General features: G+C 67.5%; 15 protein-coding genes. 14 read left to right on the forward strand and 1 reads right to left on the reverse strand.

Annotated features, from left to right (window positions below; translation table 11 throughout):
• From BN948_RS00520 to BN948_RS00550, 7 genes are all read left to right on the forward strand, one after another.
• Positions 1-1251: a M20 family metallopeptidase gene (locus tag BN948_RS00520; protein WP_009519991.1), complete on the forward strand. Its 1251-nt coding sequence runs from the start codon at positions 1-3 to the stop codon at positions 1249-1251.
• Between the two features lie 75 nt (positions 1252-1326).
• On the forward strand, positions 1327-3603 hold the full coding sequence (locus tag BN948_RS00525; RefSeq protein WP_009519990.1) for an NADP-dependent malic enzyme: 2277 nt from the start codon (positions 1327-1329) through the stop codon (positions 3601-3603).
• 308 nt (positions 3604-3911) lie between these two features.
• Entirely contained in the window at positions 3912-4946 is a 1035-nt protein-coding gene (locus BN948_RS00530; RefSeq protein ID WP_009519989.1) for an ABC transporter substrate-binding protein, read from the forward strand.
• A gap of 66 nt (positions 4947-5012) precedes the next feature.
• The gene (locus BN948_RS00535; protein ID WP_009519988.1) at positions 5013-5849 is read left to right on the forward strand and encodes an ABC transporter ATP-binding protein; all 837 of its coding nucleotides are present in this window, start codon (positions 5013-5015) and stop codon (positions 5847-5849) included.
• A gap of 7 nt (positions 5850-5856) precedes the next feature.
• Complete coding sequence (locus tag BN948_RS00540) at positions 5857-6639, forward strand: ABC transporter permease (protein WP_009519987.1); 783 nt, start codon at positions 5857-5859, stop codon at positions 6637-6639.
• Positions 6636-7112 carry a nucleoside deaminase gene (locus BN948_RS00545; RefSeq protein ID WP_009519986.1) on the forward strand — a complete coding sequence of 159 codons (477 nt, stop codon included), beginning with the start codon at positions 6636-6638 and terminating at the stop codon, positions 7110-7112. Before BN948_RS00540 ends, BN948_RS00545 begins: the two co-directional genes overlap by 4 nt.
• 107 nt (positions 7113-7219) lie before the next feature.
• Positions 7220-8431, forward strand: a complete 1212-nt coding sequence (locus BN948_RS00550) for a hypothetical protein (RefSeq protein WP_009519985.1) — start codon at positions 7220-7222, stop codon at positions 8429-8431.
• A 12-nt stretch (positions 8432-8443) separates the two neighbouring features.
• On the opposite strand, the gene BN948_RS00555 is transcribed toward BN948_RS00550, so the two are convergent.
• Complete coding sequence (locus tag BN948_RS00555) at positions 8444-9463, reverse strand: aromatic ring-hydroxylating dioxygenase subunit alpha (protein WP_009519984.1); 1020 nt, start codon at positions 9461-9463, stop codon at positions 8444-8446.
• Positions 9464-9771: 308 nt separating this feature from the next.
• Between BN948_RS00555 and BN948_RS00560 the strand changes: the two genes are divergently transcribed.
• From BN948_RS00560 to BN948_RS00590, 7 genes are all read left to right on the forward strand, one after another.
• A complete protein-coding gene (locus BN948_RS00560; RefSeq protein WP_009519983.1) occupies positions 9772-10803 on the forward strand; it encodes an ABC transporter substrate-binding protein in 1032 nt (343 codons plus the stop codon).
• The gene (locus BN948_RS00565; RefSeq protein ID WP_009519982.1) at positions 10800-11306 is read left to right on the forward strand and encodes a nucleoside deaminase; all 507 of its coding nucleotides are present in this window, start codon (positions 10800-10802) and stop codon (positions 11304-11306) included. Before BN948_RS00560 ends, BN948_RS00565 begins: the two co-directional genes overlap by 4 nt.
• A gap of 35 nt (positions 11307-11341) precedes the next feature.
• Positions 11342-12370: an ABC transporter substrate-binding protein gene (locus BN948_RS00570; protein WP_009519981.1), complete on the forward strand. Its 1029-nt coding sequence runs from the start codon at positions 11342-11344 to the stop codon at positions 12368-12370.
• Between the two features lie 16 nt (positions 12371-12386).
• Positions 12387-13349, forward strand: coding sequence for an isopenicillin N synthase family dioxygenase (locus BN948_RS00575; RefSeq protein WP_009519980.1), 963 nt, complete (start codon positions 12387-12389; stop codon positions 13347-13349).
• Entirely contained in the window at positions 13346-13816 is a 471-nt protein-coding gene (locus BN948_RS00580) for a VOC family protein (protein WP_009519979.1), read from the forward strand. The genes BN948_RS00575 and BN948_RS00580 overlap by 4 nt, the downstream gene beginning before the upstream one ends.
• Positions 13789-14619: an urease accessory protein UreD gene (locus tag BN948_RS00585; RefSeq protein ID WP_009519978.1), complete on the forward strand. Its 831-nt coding sequence runs from the start codon at positions 13789-13791 to the stop codon at positions 14617-14619. The genes BN948_RS00580 and BN948_RS00585 overlap by 28 nt, the downstream gene beginning before the upstream one ends.
• Positions 14620-14753: 134 nt before the next feature.
• Positions 14754-16661 (forward strand): hypothetical protein, encoded by a 1908-nt coding sequence (locus BN948_RS00590; RefSeq protein WP_009519977.1) that lies wholly within the window; start codon positions 14754-14756, stop codon positions 16659-16661.
• The last annotated feature ends 17 nt before the right edge of the window (positions 16662-16678 follow it).

Genomic DNA, 16678 nt, shown 5'->3' on the forward strand with positions numbered 1-16678 from the left:
ATGACCACGCCCCACCAACAACTCGACGCCTGGATCGACGCCCACTTCGACGAGCAGATCGCCTTCCTGCAGCAGCTCGTGCGCGTGCCCACCGATACGCCGCCCGGCAACAACGCGCCGCACGCCGAGCGCACCGCCGAACTGCTGGCCGCCATGGGCTACGCCGCCGAACAGCACGCCGTGCCCGAGGCCGAGGTGCAGGCCGCCGGCCTGCAAAGCATCACCAACCTCATCGTGCGCCGCCGCTTCGCCGATGGCGGCCCGGTGATCGCGCTCAACGCCCACGGCGACGTGGTGCCGCCTGGCGAGGGCTGGACGCACGACCCCTACGGCGGCGAGATCGCCGACGGCGCGCTGTATGGCCGCGCCACCGCCGTCAGCAAGAGCGACTTCTCCAGCTTCACCTTCGCGCTGCGCGCGCTCGAATCGCTGAAGGCACCGCTCAAGGGCGGCGTGGAGCTGCACTTCACCTACGACGAGGAGTTCGGCGGCGAACTGGGTCCGGGCTGGTTGCTCGCCAAGGGCCTGACGAAGCCCGACCTGATGATCGCCGCCGGCTTCAGCTACCAGGTGGTGGTGGCGCACAACGGTTGCCTGCAACTGGAAGTGACCGTGCAGGGTGACATGGCGCACGCCGCCATCCCCGACAGCGGCACCGACGCGCTGCAGGGCGCCACGCACATCCTCAATGCCCTGTACGCGCTCAACCGCGACTACCTTCAGGTGCGCTCCGGGGTCGAAGGCATCACCCACCCCTACCTCAACGTCGGCCTCATCAGCGGCGGCACCAACACCAACGTCATCCCGGGCAAGGTGGTGCTCAAGCTCGACCGCCGCATGATCCCCGAGGAAGACCCGGTGCAGGTGGAGGCCGCACTGCGCGAGACCATCGCCCAGGCGGCGGCCAGCTTCGCACCGCCGCGCGGCGGCAAGGCGCTGCGCGTGGACGTGAAGCGCATGCTGCTCGCGCGCGCCATGCAGCCGCTGGCCGGCAACGCCGCGCTCGTGAAGGCGCTGCAAACGAACGGCGAAGCGGTCTTCGGCGAACCCATTCCCGCCGTCGGAACGCCGCTCTACACCGACGTGCGCCTCTACGTGGAGCGCGGCATCCCCGGCGTCATCTACGGCGCCGGCCCGCGCACCGTGCGCGAATCCAACGCCAAGCGGGCCGACGAGCACGTGCGCCTGGACGACCTGCGCCGCGCCACCAAGGTCATCGCGCGCACCCTGCACGACCTGCTGCGCGCCTGATACCCTGGCGTGGGGCCGACCGCAGGCGCTGCCACAATGCCGGCCCCGGCACCGCAGACAACGAGGAGATACGCCATGACGCCCGCCGAACAGGCCTTGCGCGACGCCGCGCTCGATTACCACCGCTCGCCCCGCCAGGGCAAGATCGCCGTCACGCCCACCAAGCCGCTGTCCAACCAGCGCGACCTGTCCCTGGCCTACTCCCCCGGCGTGGCCTACCCCTGCCTGGAGATCCAGGCCGACCCGAACAAGGCCGCCGACTACACCAGCCGGGGCAACCTGGTGGGCGTGGTCACCAACGGCACCGCCGTGCTGGGCCTGGGCGACATCGGCCCGCTCGCGGGCAAGCCCGTCATGGAAGGCAAGGGCTGCCTGTTCAAGAAGTTCGCCGGCATCGACGTGTTCGACATCGAACTCGCCGAGAAGGACCCGGACAAGCTGGTGGACATCATCGCCGCGCTGGAGCCCACGCTGGGCGGCATCAACCTCGAGGACATCAAGGCGCCCGAGTGCTTCTACATCGAGAAGAAGCTGCGCGAGCGCCTGAACATTCCGGTGTTCCACGACGACCAGCACGGCACCGCCATCATCAGCGCGGCTGCCCTGCTCAATGGCCTGGAGCTCGTGGGCAAGGCCATCGGCGAAGTCACCGTGGCCGTCTCTGGCGCCGGGGCCGCCGCCATTGCCTGCCTCGACGTGATGGTCGGCCTGGGCGTCTCGCGCGATCGCATCTACGTCTGCGACTCCAAGGGCGTGCTCTACCAAGGCCGCCCCGGCGGCATGGACGAATCCAAGCAGCGCTACGCGCAGGCCACCGACAAGCGCACGCTGGCCGACGCGGTGAACGGCGCCGACGTGTTCCTGGGCTGCTCGGCCCCCGGCGTGATGACGGCCGAGATGGTCAAGACCATGGCCGCCAAGCCCATCATCTTGGCCCTGGCCAACCCCGAGCCCGAGATCCGCCCCGAACTCGCCAAGGCCGTGCGGCCCGACTGCATCATCGCCACCGGCCGCAGCGACTACCCGAACCAGGTCAACAACGTCCTGTGCTTCCCCTACATCTTCCGCGGTGCGCTCGATTGCGGCGCCACGCGCATCACCGAGGAGATGAAGCTGGCCTGCGTGCGCCAGATCGCCGACCTGGTGAAGAGCGAGACCAGTGAAGAGGTGGCCAACGCCTACGCCGGGCAAGACCTCAGCTTCGGCCCCGACTACCTCATCCCCAAGCCCTTCGACTCGCGCCTGATCCTGCGCATCGCGCCCGCCGTCGCGCAGGCCGCGGCCGACTCCGGCGTGGCCACGCGGCCCATCGCCGACATGGACGCCTACCGCCAACAGCTCGGCCGCTTCGTCTACCAGACGGGCATCCTCATGCAGCCGGTGTTCAGCGCCGCCAAGGCGCAAGCGAAGAAGCAGCGCGTGGCCTATGCCGATGGAGAAGACGAGCGCGCGCTGCGCGCCGCGCAAATGGCCATCGACGACGGCCTGGCCCTCCCCATCCTCATCGGCCGCCCGGCCGTCATCGAGGCGCGCATCGCCAAGGCCGGCCTGCGCATGCGCCTGGGCACCGACGTGGAGAACGTCAACCCCGAAGACGATCCGCGCTTTCGCCAGTATTGGGAGCACTACCACCAGCTCATGGGCCGCCAGGGCGCCACACCCGAGGTGGCCAAGGCCGCCGTGCGCCGCTCCAACACCATCATCGGCTCGCTCATGATCTCGCTCGGCGACGCCGACGCGCTCATCTGCGGCCTGGTGGGCGGCTACATGACGCACCTCGAGCGCATCGACAGCATCCTGGGCCGCCGCGAAGGCGCCAGCCTCTACGCCTCGGTCAACGCCCTCATGACCGAGCGCGGCCCGGTCTTCATCGCCGACACCTACGTCAACGAGGACCCCAGCGCCGAAGAGCTCGCCGAGATCGCCGGCATGGCCGCCCAGGCGGTGCAACGCTTCGGCCACCCGCCGCGCGTGGCCTTCCTCTCGCACTCCAGCTACGGCTCCAGCAAGCGCCCTTCGGCGCGCAAGATGGCGCGCGCCCGCGACCTGTTCGTGGCGGCGCACCCCGGCATCGAATGCGACGGCGAGCTGCACGGCGACGCCGCGCTGCAGCCCGAGATCCGCGCCGCCTACCTGGCCGACGGCACGCTCAAGGGCTCGGCCAACCTGCTCATCTGCCCCAACCTGGACGCGGCCAACATCCTCTACAACGTGATGAAGACCACCACCAGCGGCGGCGTCACCGTGGGCCCCGTGCTCATGGGCGTCAAAGGCCGGGTGCACATCCTCACGCCCGCGGCCACCGTGCGCCGTGTGCTCAACATGACGGCGCTGGCGGCGGCCCAGGCCTGAATCCACGGCACCCCCGGGTTCCTCTCGGGGCGCGCCGCACCACATCGGGGCAAGAATGCGCCCCACGCCGGTGCCCGCACCGTCGTGGGGCGCGTCATTTCAGGGTATGTCAGGATGACCCTGGCCCGGCCGCGCGCGGAGAATGTGTATACAGATTCCGTGTGCAAAAGGCCTTTCGGCGACCTCGCCGCTGCCCCGCGCTTCAGGGCCTTGCCACTGGCACCGATGTTGCTATCCGTTCTTCACCGCGCCCACCCCCGGCGGGCGTGCCATCACAACGACGACCACCGCCCAGCCTTGGAGAAACCATGAACAAACGCCGCTTCCTCCAGACCACCGCCGCCCTGGCCCTGGCCACCAGCTTCGTGGGCGCCGCGCACGCGCAGACCCCCATCAAGTTCCAGCTCGACTGGCGTTTCGAAGGCCCCGCCGCCCTGTTCCTGCAACCCGCCGCCAAAGGCTATTTCAAGCAGGCCGGGCTGGACGTCACCATCGACGCCGGCAACGGCTCGGGCGGCACCGTCACGCGCGTGGCCTCGGGCACCTACGACATGGGCTTCGCCGACCTGGCCGCGCTGATGGAGTTCCACGCCAACAACCCCGACGCGCCCAACAAGCCCGTGGCGGTGATGATGGTCTACAACAACACGCCGGCCGCCGTGCTCGCACTCAAGAAGAGCGGCATCACCAAGCCCAAGGACCTGGAGGGCAAGAAGCTCGGCGCGCCCGTGTTCGACGCCGGCCGCAAGGGCTTCCCCGTCTTCCAGAAAGCCAATGGCATCAACAGCGTGGCCTGGACTTCCATGGACCCGCCGCTGCGCGAAACCATGCTGGTGCGCGGCGACATCGACGCCATCACCGGCTTCTCCTTCACCTCGCTGCTCAACCTGGAGGCGCGCGGCGTGAAGACGGAAGACGTGGTCATCCTGCCCTACGCCGACCACGGCGTGAAGCTCTACGGCAACGTCATCGTCGCCTCGCCCAAGCTCATCGCCGAGAACCCCGGCGCGGTGAAGTCCTTCCTGACCGCCTTCGCCAAGGGCGCCAAGGAAGTGATGGCCAACCCGGCCGGCGCCATCGACACCGTGAAGGCGCGCGACGGCATCATCAACGTGCCCCTGGAAACGCGCCGCCTGGCCCTGGCCATCGACGCCGTGGTCGCCAGCCCCGACGCGCGCAAGGAAGGCTTCGGCCAGGTCGTGCCGGGCCGCCTGGCCCTGATGGCCTCTCAGGTGTCCGACGCCTACGGCACCAAGACCCGCGTCGACCCCGCCAAGATCTGGAACGGCTCCATGCTGCCGACCAAGGCCGAGCTCGACATCCTGCCGCCGGCCAAGAAATAAGACCCTCGCTCAGCACAGGGCCAGCCACCACCGCGCGGCTGGCCTTTTTTTCGAAGAAAGCCGTCCATGTCGACCACCGCCCCAGCGAGCGACGCCCCCTTTGTCGATTTCGACCAGGTCTGGCTCGCCTACAACGAAGAGTTGCTCGCCAAGAACGTCTTCGCCGTCGAGGACATCAACCTCAAGGTGAAACAGGGCGAGTTCATCGCCATCGTCGGCCCCTCGGGCTGTGGCAAGTCAACCTTCATGAAGCTCACCACGGGCCTGAAGATGCCCAGCATGGGCAAGATCCGCATCGACGGCCAACCCGTGACCGGCCCGCTCAAGATCTCGGGCATGGCCTTCCAGGCGCCCTCACTGCTGCCCTGGCGCACCACGCTCGACAACGTGCTGCTGCCGCTGGAAATCGTCGAACCCTTCCGCCACCAGTTCAAGGACCGTCGCAAGGAATTCGAGGAACGCGCGCACAAGCTGCTGGAGAGCGTGGGCCTGGGCGGCATGGGCAAGAAGTTTCCCTGGGAGCTGTCAGGCGGCATGCAGCAACGCGCCAGCATCTGCCGCGCGCTCATCCACGAACCCAAGATGCTGCTGCTCGACGAGCCCTTCGGCGCGCTCGACGCCTTCACCCGCGAAGAACTGTGGTGCACCCTGCGCGACCTGTGGGAAGCGCAGCGCTTCAACGTCATCCTCGTCACGCACGACCTGCGCGAGTCGGTCTTCCTGGCCGACACCGTCTACTGCATGAGCAAGAGCCCGGGGCGCTTCGTCGTCAAGCGCGAGATCGAGATCCCGCGCACGCGCGAGCTCGATGTGACCTACACCAAGGGCTTCACCGACATCGTCCATGAACTTCGTGGGCACATCGGCGCCATGCGCAAGAGCGGCGCCGTCATCAACCAGTGAGCGCTCCATGTCCATGACGAGCAAACAACGCAAGAACATCGAGCGCTTTTCTCCGCTGCTGCTGCTGATCGCGATCATCGTGGTCTGGGAAGTGATCACCGCCGGCTTCGGCGTGTCCGAGTTCATCTTTCCCAGCCCCTCGCGCATCTGGGAACAGACGCTGGAGCACAAGACCACCATCCTGGGCCACGCCTGGCGCACCTACTGGGTCACCATGGCCGGCTTCGGCCTGGCCATCGTGGTGGGCGTGCTGTTGGGCTTCCTCATCGGCAGTTCGCGCCTGGCCTATGCGGCCGTCTACCCGCTGATGACCGCCTTCAACGCCCTGCCCAAGGCCGCCTTCGTGCCCATCCTGGTGGTGTGGTTCGGCATCGGCGTGGGCCCGGCCATCCTCACGGCCTTCCTCATCTCGTTCTTCCCCATCATGGTCAACATCGCCACCGGTCTGGCCACGCTGGAGCCCGAGCTGGAAGACGTGCTGCGCGTGCTGGGTGCCAAGCGCTGGGACGTGCTCACCAAGGTCGGCCTGCCGCGCTCCATGCCCTACTTCTTCGGCTCGCTCAAGGTCGCCATCACGCTGGCTTTCGTGGGCACCACCGTCTCGGAGATGACGGCCTCCAACGAAGGCATCGGCTACCTGCTGATCTCCGCCGGCTCGTCCATGCAGATGGGCCTGGCCTTCAGCGGCCTGCTGGTGGTGGGCGTGATGGCCATGGCGATGTACGAGCTGTTCAGCTTCGTGGAAAAGCACACCACCGGCTGGGCGCACCGGGGTTCCCAGAACGCATGACCGACGAGCAGATCGCGCGCCATCTGCGCCGCGCCAACGACGTGGCGCGGCGCGCCGCCGGCATGGGCCGCCACCCCTTCGGCGCGCTGCTGGTGGCGCCCGACGGCGAGACCGTGCTCGCCGAGCAGGGCAACATCGACACGGTGAACCACGCCGAGTCCACGCTCGCCCGGCACGCGGCCAGCACCTGGCCGGGCGCCTACCTGCGCGACTGCACGCTGGTGACGACCTTCGAGCCCTGCGCCATGTGTGCGGGCACGGTGTACTGGGCCGGCATCGGGCGCGTGGTGTACGGGGCGAGTGAAGAGGCACTGCTCGCGCTCACGGGTGACCACGAAGAGAACCCCACGCTCTCGCTGCCGTGTCGCGAGGTGTTCGCGCGCGGGCAAAAGCCGGTCGAGGTGATCGGCCCGGTCGACGCGCTGGTGGATGAGATGGTGGCGCCGCACCGGGGGTTCTGGACGGCACGCTGATTCGAGGACGCCCGTCCAGCGACGTGAACCGAGTCAGGCGACGGGGTTACGCAGGTGCTCAGAATCTCGTCCGTCCGGACGGGACGCAACACCGGGACCCCAGCGACATGATCTCCTCCCAGACCACGTCATTGACACGCGGCCACTACGCGTCCGGAGACAAACGCCCCAGAGAAAGTGGCGACGACCCGATCAAGAGCATTGGCCCGCAGCTTGACAGCACGGAGTCCGGTCGGGCGGTTCCCGAATGGCCTTCAGAAGTGGTCCAGTACCTGGTTACGCTACTTCTGGTCTCTGTCAAAGAATCCACCGATGCGGAGTCCACGCAGAAGATGCGCGTCAATCTTCTGAGCATCGCGCGCCTGTCGCTGGTCAACACGCGTTGGCGACACGCGCTGTCCGGCACCATGGACGCCCATTGCGCCAGCTACGCGCGCCTATTCGTCCTCGAGCACCACGAGACGCGCTCATTCCCCATTGAGTCCGGCGAAGACGACCGACCTCAGCAACCCATGCCGGCGGTATTCGAAGGCATGGAGGCTCAACACCTCGCCTCGGCTGTCCGCAATCTGCTGCAGCACCTGTTGCACACCGATCGATCGCACTTTGTCGGCGCCATGGTGGTGCGCGCCCTGTTGCAGGCGGCGTCCAAGCTCGCTCGCACGCCAGGCGTTCCCGAGGATGAGCTTGATGGCATGCGACGACTGCCACTGACCGTCCTGGCCTTCGCGTTTCAGCAAGGACTGTCCAGCGATCCACGGAGGTTCAATGACATCGTCTTGCTGCTGATGACACATTGGAACCACTATCCCATCGATGTTCAGGTGCGCGTGAACGAGGATCTGCAGTCGCTCGACAGGATTGGCCACGCAACGAACGAATACGTCAACAATGTGTGGCGAGAGACCTTGACGACCGAAACCCTCGAAGCCGCCAAGGTTCGCTGCAAGCGCCTGGACGATCTCAACAAGCGCTCCACGCGAGACGCCAGAGGCGCGCGCTTGTATGCCCTCATGGAGATGACATCCCCGCCCTGGTACCCAAGTTCGCCGACCCGCGTCCTGACACTATCGTGGATCGCCCGCCATTGGGACAGCCTCACCTGCCTGGACAATCGAGTGCAACAGCGCCAAGCCGAACTCGAAGCCAAAGTGCTCGAACTTTTCAACGAAGTCGCCCGAGGCACTCCGGCGCGCTCCCATGCGCAATGGCTTGCCGAGGCCTTCCCTGCGCCATTGCGAAAGCTCGTGCTCGAGCGGATGAACAACGAATCGCGCAAGACGCTGCTACTCGGCAGTGAGCACGAGGCCGATACCTGAAGACTCAGGCCGTCAGCGGTGCACCTCCGCCTCCCCCGCCGCCGCCAGCATCGCCATCAAGCGTCGCCTGATCAGGATCCCCGGCCGGTCCGACTCCATCGAAAACTCCACCCCGCGCCGACGCAGGTCCACCACCGCATCGGCGTCGGTGCTCTCCAGGATGTCCTTGTCCTCGCGCGTGATCTCCGCGTCGAAGTCGATCAGCATCTGCGCCGGGCAGTCTTCCTCCGTGTCGTTGCGGAACAGCCATTGGCACAACTGGATGCGCCCATCGTCGATGGGCGTGAAGCAATTGATGATGACGTGGCGCACGCCGCTGGGGTACTCGATGTCGAGCCGGCGTGAAAACGGCTGCATGTAGGCGTTGCGCATGTGGCGCTGCGTGATCGGATCGGTCACGCCGCTGATGCGCTGAAAGCGCTTCGGGTTCGCGGCGTCGATCACCGTCTCCGCGTAGAACCCCTGATCGTTTTCGATGAGCTCGTACTTGCTGGGCTTGGGCTGCGCCGCCACGCCAAAGGTGGCGCGGTGCACGAAGCTGAAGTGCGAGTTGTCGAACGAGTTTTCCAGCGCGCGCACCGGGCTGGTCTGCCAGGTCTCGTAGAACTGGAAGATGGTGCGCCAACCCGGTGCACCGAACTCGGGCATCTCGGGGATGTCGGCCTCGGGTTCCTCCAGCGCCACCCAGGCGTAGCCATGGCGCGCCACGCAGCGGTAGGCCGGTGTGCCGTAGTCCTTGGGGATCTCGCGGTCGGCCCCGTACTGCGGAATCTCGACCACGCGGCCTTCGCGGTTGTAGACCCAGCCGTGGTAGCCACACTGGATGTTGCCGTTCTTGCACCAGCCCTTGCTGAGCTTGGCCGTGCGGTGGCAGCAGCGGTCCTTGAGTGCGGCGGGCTCGCCGTGTTCGTCGAGAAAGAGAACGATGTTCTCGCCGAGCAGCGTGAACGGTTGGGGTCCGTCCTTCAGTTCCGTCAGCGGGATGACGGCGTGCCAGTGGCGGCGGAAGACGGCTTGCTGGGTGACGAGCATGGAAGCACTCCTGGGGGAAACGGCTTGGACTTGAACGTGGGGGCTCAAGAGCAATTTCCTGCTCGCGTGACGCGGGCTGAACGCTTCTACTCTGAGCCCGAACTGTAGCAAGACACAGGCCATTGCTGGCGCGCAACACGCGCACCGCGGCGGTGCAGGCAACGGCGCCGTGGGCTGGCACGGCTCGTGCAAGCCCGCTCGGCAGGAGTAGAAGCGTTCAGCGGGTCGCCCCACGCACCCGCCCGGAAATTGCTCTGTAGCCCCCGCTGCGCGCAGCGGGTTGCCAACAGCTTTGCCGGAGAACCGCCATGCAGCGCCGCCGCTTCCTCGCCCAGTCCCTCGCCTCCACTGCCGCGCTCGCGGCACCCGCCGTGTGGGCGCAGGGCGCCCCCAAGCCCACCCCCATCAAGTTCACGCTGGACTTCCGCGTCACGGGCCAGACATCGCCCTTCTTCCTCGCGCAGCAGCGCGGCCACTACGCGGCCGAGGGCCTGGACGTGAGCATCGACGTGGGCTCGGGCTCGGTGGCGTCCATCACACGCATCGTCAGCGGCGCCTATCAGATGGGCCTGGGCGACATCAGCTCGCTCATCGAGTTTCAGGCGGCCAACGGCGGCACGCCCGCGGTACAGGCCGTGTACCAGTACTACAACCGCGCGCCCTTCGCCATCATCGGCCGCAAGGACCGCGGCGTCACCAGCGACTTCAAGAGCCTGCAGGGCAAGAAGGTAGCGGCGGCAGCGGTTGAATCCACACGCCGCGCCTGGCCGATGGTGGCGCGCCAGTTGCGCGTGGGCGAGGACTTCTTCCAGTGGTCCACCACCGACTTCTCCGCACGCGACAACGTGATGGTGCGCGGCGACGTCGACGCCGCCACCTACTTCCACGACTCCGCCGTCTCGCTGTTCGCGCGCATGAAGCCCGAAGAGCTGTCGGTGCTGAAGTACACCGATGCGGGCGTGAACCTGTACGGCAACGCCATCCTGGCCAGCAACGCCATGATCACGCAGAACCCCGCGGCCGTGAGCGCCTTCCTGCGCGCCACCAACCGCGCCATTCAGGAAAGCTTCGCCGACCCGGTGGCCGCCATCGCGGCCACCAAGGTGCGCGAGCCCATCCTCAACGAGGCCGTGGAGCTGGAGCGTTGGCGCATCACGCGCGAGTACGTGGCCGCCGCCGACACGCGCGGCCACGGCCTGGGCGACGTGCTCAAGCGCACGCTGGAGCAACAGGTAGACGAGGTCAGCGAGGTCTTCAAGCTCAAGATGCGCCCCAGCGTGGAAGGCATCTTCCACCGCGGCTTCCTGCCCTCGCTGGACGCGCGGACGATCAAGGCATGAGCGTTGATCTGCTCGACGAAGTCGCGCTCGACGAACGCGACGGCCGCTACCTGCGCCAGGCCATCGCCTGGTCGCGCGTGGCGCGCGACCGCGGCAACCGGCCCTTTGGCGCGGTCGTCATCGCCGACGACGGCCGCGTGCTCGCCGAGGCGTACTGCAACACCACGGAAACCGGCGACTGCACCGGCCACGCCGAAACCAACGCCGTGCGCCAGCTCGGCCAGCGCGTCGACCGCGAGACGCTCGCGCGCGCCACGCTCTATTCCTCCGCCGAACCCTGCGTCATGTGCGCCGGCGCCATCTTCTGGAGCGCGATCGGCCGCGTGGTCTACGGCATCGACGCGGTGCGCCTGCGCGTGTTCCGTGGCGAACGCGCCGAGCAACGCGACGCCGAGCTGTCCTGCCGCGACGTTTTCGCCGCCTCACCGCACGCCATCGATTGCATCGGACCCGCGCTGATCGACGAATCCAGCGAAGCGCACGAAGGCTTCTGGAAAGCCTGAACCCCATCCCTGAACCCCACCCACCAGGAGCCTCCATGAAACGCCGTGCCCTCCTCCACTCCGCCGCCGCCGCGTCCTTGCTCGGCGCCACGCCCTTCCTGCGCGCGCAAGGCAGCCTGCAGCGCTTCAAGTTCAACCTCGGCTGGAAAGTGGAAGCGTCCGGCGCGGGCTTCGTGCTCGCGGCGCAGCGCGGCTACTACCGCCAGGCCGGTCTCGACGTAGCGGTGGACACCGGCAACGGCTCGGCCGCCGCCATCAGCCTGGTGGCCACCGGTGCGTACGACGCCGCCTCGGCCGACCTCGGCACCATGATCGAGTTCAACACCAACAACCCCGCCAACAAGCTCTCGGCGGTGGCCATCCAGTACGACCTCAACCCCAACGCGGTGATCGTGCGCAAGGACGGCCCGATCCGCAGCGCCGCCGACCTGGCCGGCCGAACCATCGTGGGCCAACCCTTCAACGCCTCGCGCAAAATGTTCCCCGTGCTGGCCAAGGCACAGGGCTTCGACGGCAGTGGCGTCAAGTGGGAGAACGTCGCGCCCGATATCGGCTACACGCGCTTCGTCAAGGGCGACTTCGACGCCCTGGCCATCTTCTACTTCACCGGCCTGCTCAACCTCAAATCGCGCGGCATGGGCGCTGACCAGTTGCGCGCCTTCCGCTACAGCGAGCTGGGCGTCAACTCCTACGGCAACGGCATCGTCGCCGCGCCCAAACCCATGGCCGAATCGCCCGAGGCCATGCGCGCCTTCGTCAAGGCCAGCACACAGGGTTGGATCGAGGCCATCGCCGACCCGCGCGCCGCCGCGTCCGCGCTCAAGGCGCGCGACCCGCTGCTCGACGAAGCCATCGAACTCGAGCGCCTGCAACTCATCATCGACACCACCATGGACACGCCCGCCACCCGCCGCGACGGCTGGGGCGCGGCCACCACGCCGCGCCTGCAGGCCACCATCGACGAGACCGTGGCGGCCTTCGGCCTGGCCAGCCGCCTGGCCATCGCCGACATGTGGACCGACCGCTTCCTGCCCGCGCCGGCCGATCGCCGGCTCAAGGCCTGATCGCCGGAGGCGCGCCATGGGCATTCCCGTCATCGACCTGAGCGGCGCCGGCACACCCGGCAGCCCACGAACCGCCGAGGTGGCGCGCGCCTTGCGCGAGGCCTGCACCACCTCGGGCTTCTTCTACCTCGTGGGCCACGGCGTGCCCGACGAGCAGGTGCGCGCGCAGTTCGAGCTCACGCGCCAGCTCTTCGAATTGCCGCCCGAGCGGCGCGAGGCGCTCTCGGTGCGGCACTCGCCCTCCATGCGCGGCTTCGAGACCCTGGGCGAACAGACCCTGGACGCCGAGGCCCGGCCCGACATGAAGGAGAGCTTCTACTGCGGCATGGCCTACCCCGACGACCACCCCTACGTGCGCGCGGGCTACCAGGGCTACGGCCACAACCAGTGGCCGGCCGAACTGCCGCACGCCCCGGCCCAGTGCGAGGCCTACATCCAGACCATGCTGGCCCTGTGCCGGCGGCTGATGCAGTTGCTGGCCGTCTCGCTCGGCCTGGACGAACACCACTTCGACGGCAGCGACGCCAACCCCCTCGTCACCCTGCGCATGCTGCGCTACCCGCCGCACCCGGCCGACGCCGACGAGCGCAGCTTCGGCGCCGGCGCACACACCGATTGGGGCGCCATCACCGTGCTCGCGCAGGACGCGCACGGTGGCCTGGAGGTGCGGATGCCCGACGGCCAATGGGTGGCGGCCACGCCGCTGGCCGGCAGCTTCGTCATCAACCTCGGCGACATGATCCCGCGCTGGACCAACGACCTCTACCGCTCCAACCCGCACCGCGTGCGCAACCTGCACTCGGGCGGCCGGGCGCGTTACTCCGTCCCCTTCTTCTACGACCCCGACTACCTCACGCGCATCGAGCCCTTGCCCGGCACCGTGCCCGAAGGCGAGGTCCCGCGCCACGAACCCTGCACCGCCGGTGAACACCTGCGCGACATGTACCTCAAGACCTATGGTCTGAAAGCGGCGGCATGAAACTCGTCTACAGCCTGTTCTGCCGCGATGTCGAGGCCCAGCTCGCCTTCTACCAGGGCCTGTTCAAGCTGCCCGAGGCCACGCACAGCCGCTCGCCCATCTTCCGTGGGTTGCTGGGGCCGGGCTTCCTGCTCGGCCTGCACGCGCCGCCCGCCTACGGCCTGCTCGGTCTCGCCGGGCGCGCGGGCGAAGCGCGCAACGCGCCGGTCACCTCCTACGCCACCTTCGAGCTGCCCACACCAGCCGACGTCGACCGCCTGGCGCGACTCGCCAGCGCATTGGGTGGCCGCGTGGTGCAAGGCCCCTTCCCCACCTACTACGGCCAATGGCAGGCCGTGCTGGCCGACCCGGAAGGCCACGTGCTGCGCCTGGCCTGCACGCGGCTGCCCGAGGGGGTGAGCGCGCCGGTACTCGACTGGAGCGACCCTACACTCGCCGCATGCCCTGGCACGCCACCCTCGACCTGAGCTACCGCCGCGACGGCGAACGCACCACGCTGCAGCACCGCCACAACGGCCCGCTGCGCATCCTCAAGAGCCTGTACCCCGAAGGCGCGGGCATCTGCCACAACGTGGTCGTGCACCCGCCAGGCGGGCTGGTGGGCGGCGACACGCTCGACATCTCCGTGCGGGCAGAGCCCGGCGCGCACGCCCTCATCAGCACGCCCGGCGCCACGCGCTTCTACCGCAGCGACGGCGCCGAGGCCGCGCAGCATGTGCGCCTGAGCGTGGCCGAGGGTGCTCGCCTGGAATGGCTGCCGCTGGAGACCATCGCCTACCCCGACTGCCGGGCGCGCAACGCGCTGACGATGGACATCGAACCCGGCGGCGAATGCCTGGGCTGGGACGTCTGCGCCCTCGGCCTGCCCGCTGCCGGCCAGGCCTTCACCCAAGGAACGCTGCTGCAGGAAGTGCAGTGGCCCGGCGTGTGGCTGGAACGCGCGCGCATTGATGCGGCCGACACGCGCTTGCTCAACAGCCCGCTGGGCCTGGCCGGGCAGCGGGCCATGGGCACGCTGTGGCTCGCGCAAGGCACGGCCTGGCACGACGCCCGGCGCGAGGCCTTGCTCGACACGGTGCGCGCCGCGCTGGCCGGCACCGCGCCCGAGGTGCAGGCGGGCGCCACCAGTCCCGAGGCGCGTCTGCTCGTGGTGCGTGCGCTCGCGCCGCAGGTCGAACCGCTCATGGCCGCGCTGCAGCGCGTGTGGGCGGCACTGCGCGAACAGGCCTGGGGGCTGGGGCACACGGCACCGCGCATCTGGCGGGTGTGAACGCGCGGGCAGCGCCGTGCCTCGGGCGTTGCCCGAAGGCATGAAGCCGGTTGACCGGAACCGGCCGATGGCGGGTATGCACTCATGGCGGCTTTGCGCGGCTGCCGCCGCGTCTCCTCCGCCATCGGTGTGCCATGCAAAAAAATCAAGTCCACTCCAAACACTCCCCCTTCCTGAGTTCGACGAGCTTCCTGCGGTACGACCGGCGCGCCCCGGAAAAAAAAGAGCCCTCCGCGGAGAACGCGACCGAGCTCGAGGAGGCGCAAGCCTCGCTGGACAGGGAAGCCCCTGATCTGCCAGCGGACCTGGACGCCATCGTGCTCACGCACTGGGCTGAACCCAACACCCCGACCCAACGAAGCCCGCTGGTCGACCACCTGCTGGCCAAGGTACCTGAGGTTCGCACCCAGAAAGACCTGGACGCGTTCGTGCAGACGGCACTCGAGTTCAAGCAGCGCCCGGGCATGGGCGAGTTGGTGGAACGGCTTGTCCAGCACGCCGAAAACCAGTCACTGATCCTGTCGGGCGCCATACGCTCCCTGCCGGGCGACATGCGCTCCCTGGCGATCGCCACACTGGAACGCGCCTATCCCAACCCCTATTCCGAACACCGTCTGCTGAGTCTGGGCGACCGCTGGGGAACCAACCCGCGCCAGTACATGGAGGCCTTGCTGAAACCGCTGCGCGACAACCAGAAACGGCCCTGGCCCGGTCAGAATTTGCCCGCCGGCTACCTGCCCCCCGGCCTCCTGAGCGCCCTCACACACCTGGAGAAGCCTCTGCAGGAGGCGTCCATCAATCAGCTAAAGGACATGCTGGACTTGCTGGTCACCCAATGCCCGGAAGAGGCCATCCAGGTGGCCCTGCTACCCAGCCTGCTGAAGGGCATCGTGTCGCGCTTTGAACAAAGGGCCCGCACGGGTGCACCGACCCTTGTGCTGGAGCCAGCGGACGAAAGCCGCGACAAAGCGGCACGGATCCATGGGCTGTTGCTCTGGCTGTGCGAACCCGCCCACCTCGCCGCCAATGCGCCCTGCTTCATCGATGGCCATCTGCTGCAGCTCAAAAACAGGTACGCCGTAGAGTCCAGCGAGCCAACAAGACAGAAGCAAGCGGCCGAGCATTGCCTGGCCGGCCTGCGCGCATTGTTGCCGCACGTGGAGTCAATGGAGGAACTGGCAAAGATCGAGGCCCTGGCCCGATCACTGCCCCCTGGCATCGACGCAAGCGACTACATGATGGACGTGATCTGGACGGAGATTCGTTGGGCACTTGGCCTACCGGATGAGTCCGACGATCACCATCCCACGGTCAATCAGCTCTCGAACCTGCTTCGCATCCTGTTGGTGGCACCCACGGCTGCGGCCTGGTTGAACACGCTGGAGTTCCGCCATGCCAAGTACCCGGTGTCGGATTGGGTGACCCAGGTCTTGAAGCGCATGACGCTCACCGAGTGGCTCAGCAGCAGCAAGACCTTGATGGCAGCCATAGACCGCCAGGCTGACTCAGCCTGCAATGCCTGCGCGCAAAACGGCCATGAACGCGAGCTGGTGAAACAACTGGCCGCCATCGTGGAAGGCCTGTCGGTGCCGGCCCGGCAAGCGGTGTGCGACTCGCTGTGCCAAAACATGGGCGTCCCGTGCATCACACTCACCGGCGCCCCATCCAACGGCCTTGACCCCAACGGCTTCAACGGCGCCATCCCGATCGCCAACCCGACGCAAGACCAGGGGCTGAGCTTCTCCAGCGAAGCGATGCGACTCCATTGGGCCTTGCGCCAGACAAGAACCGACCGACAGGTCACGTACATCGAGGACTACGTGACACGGTTGATCAACGGACAACACGACTACGACAAAAAGAAGCTGCTGCGGCAAGACTTGCTGACCGCCATCAAAGAGCACATCACCTACCTCCAACAGCAACTCCTTGTCCACAAGGGAATGCATTTCGTATTAGAAGAAAACTTCGACAAAGACGGCAATTTCTTCTACGCGATAAGAGTGCTCAGGAGTGCGACGACGGATCTGTACGGCCAATAAGCCACGCCCCACCTCTG

The sequence above is a fragment of the Hydrogenophaga intermedia genome, assembly GCF_000723405.1.
GTDB lineage: Bacteria > Pseudomonadota > Gammaproteobacteria > Burkholderiales > Burkholderiaceae_C > Hydrogenophaga > Hydrogenophaga intermedia.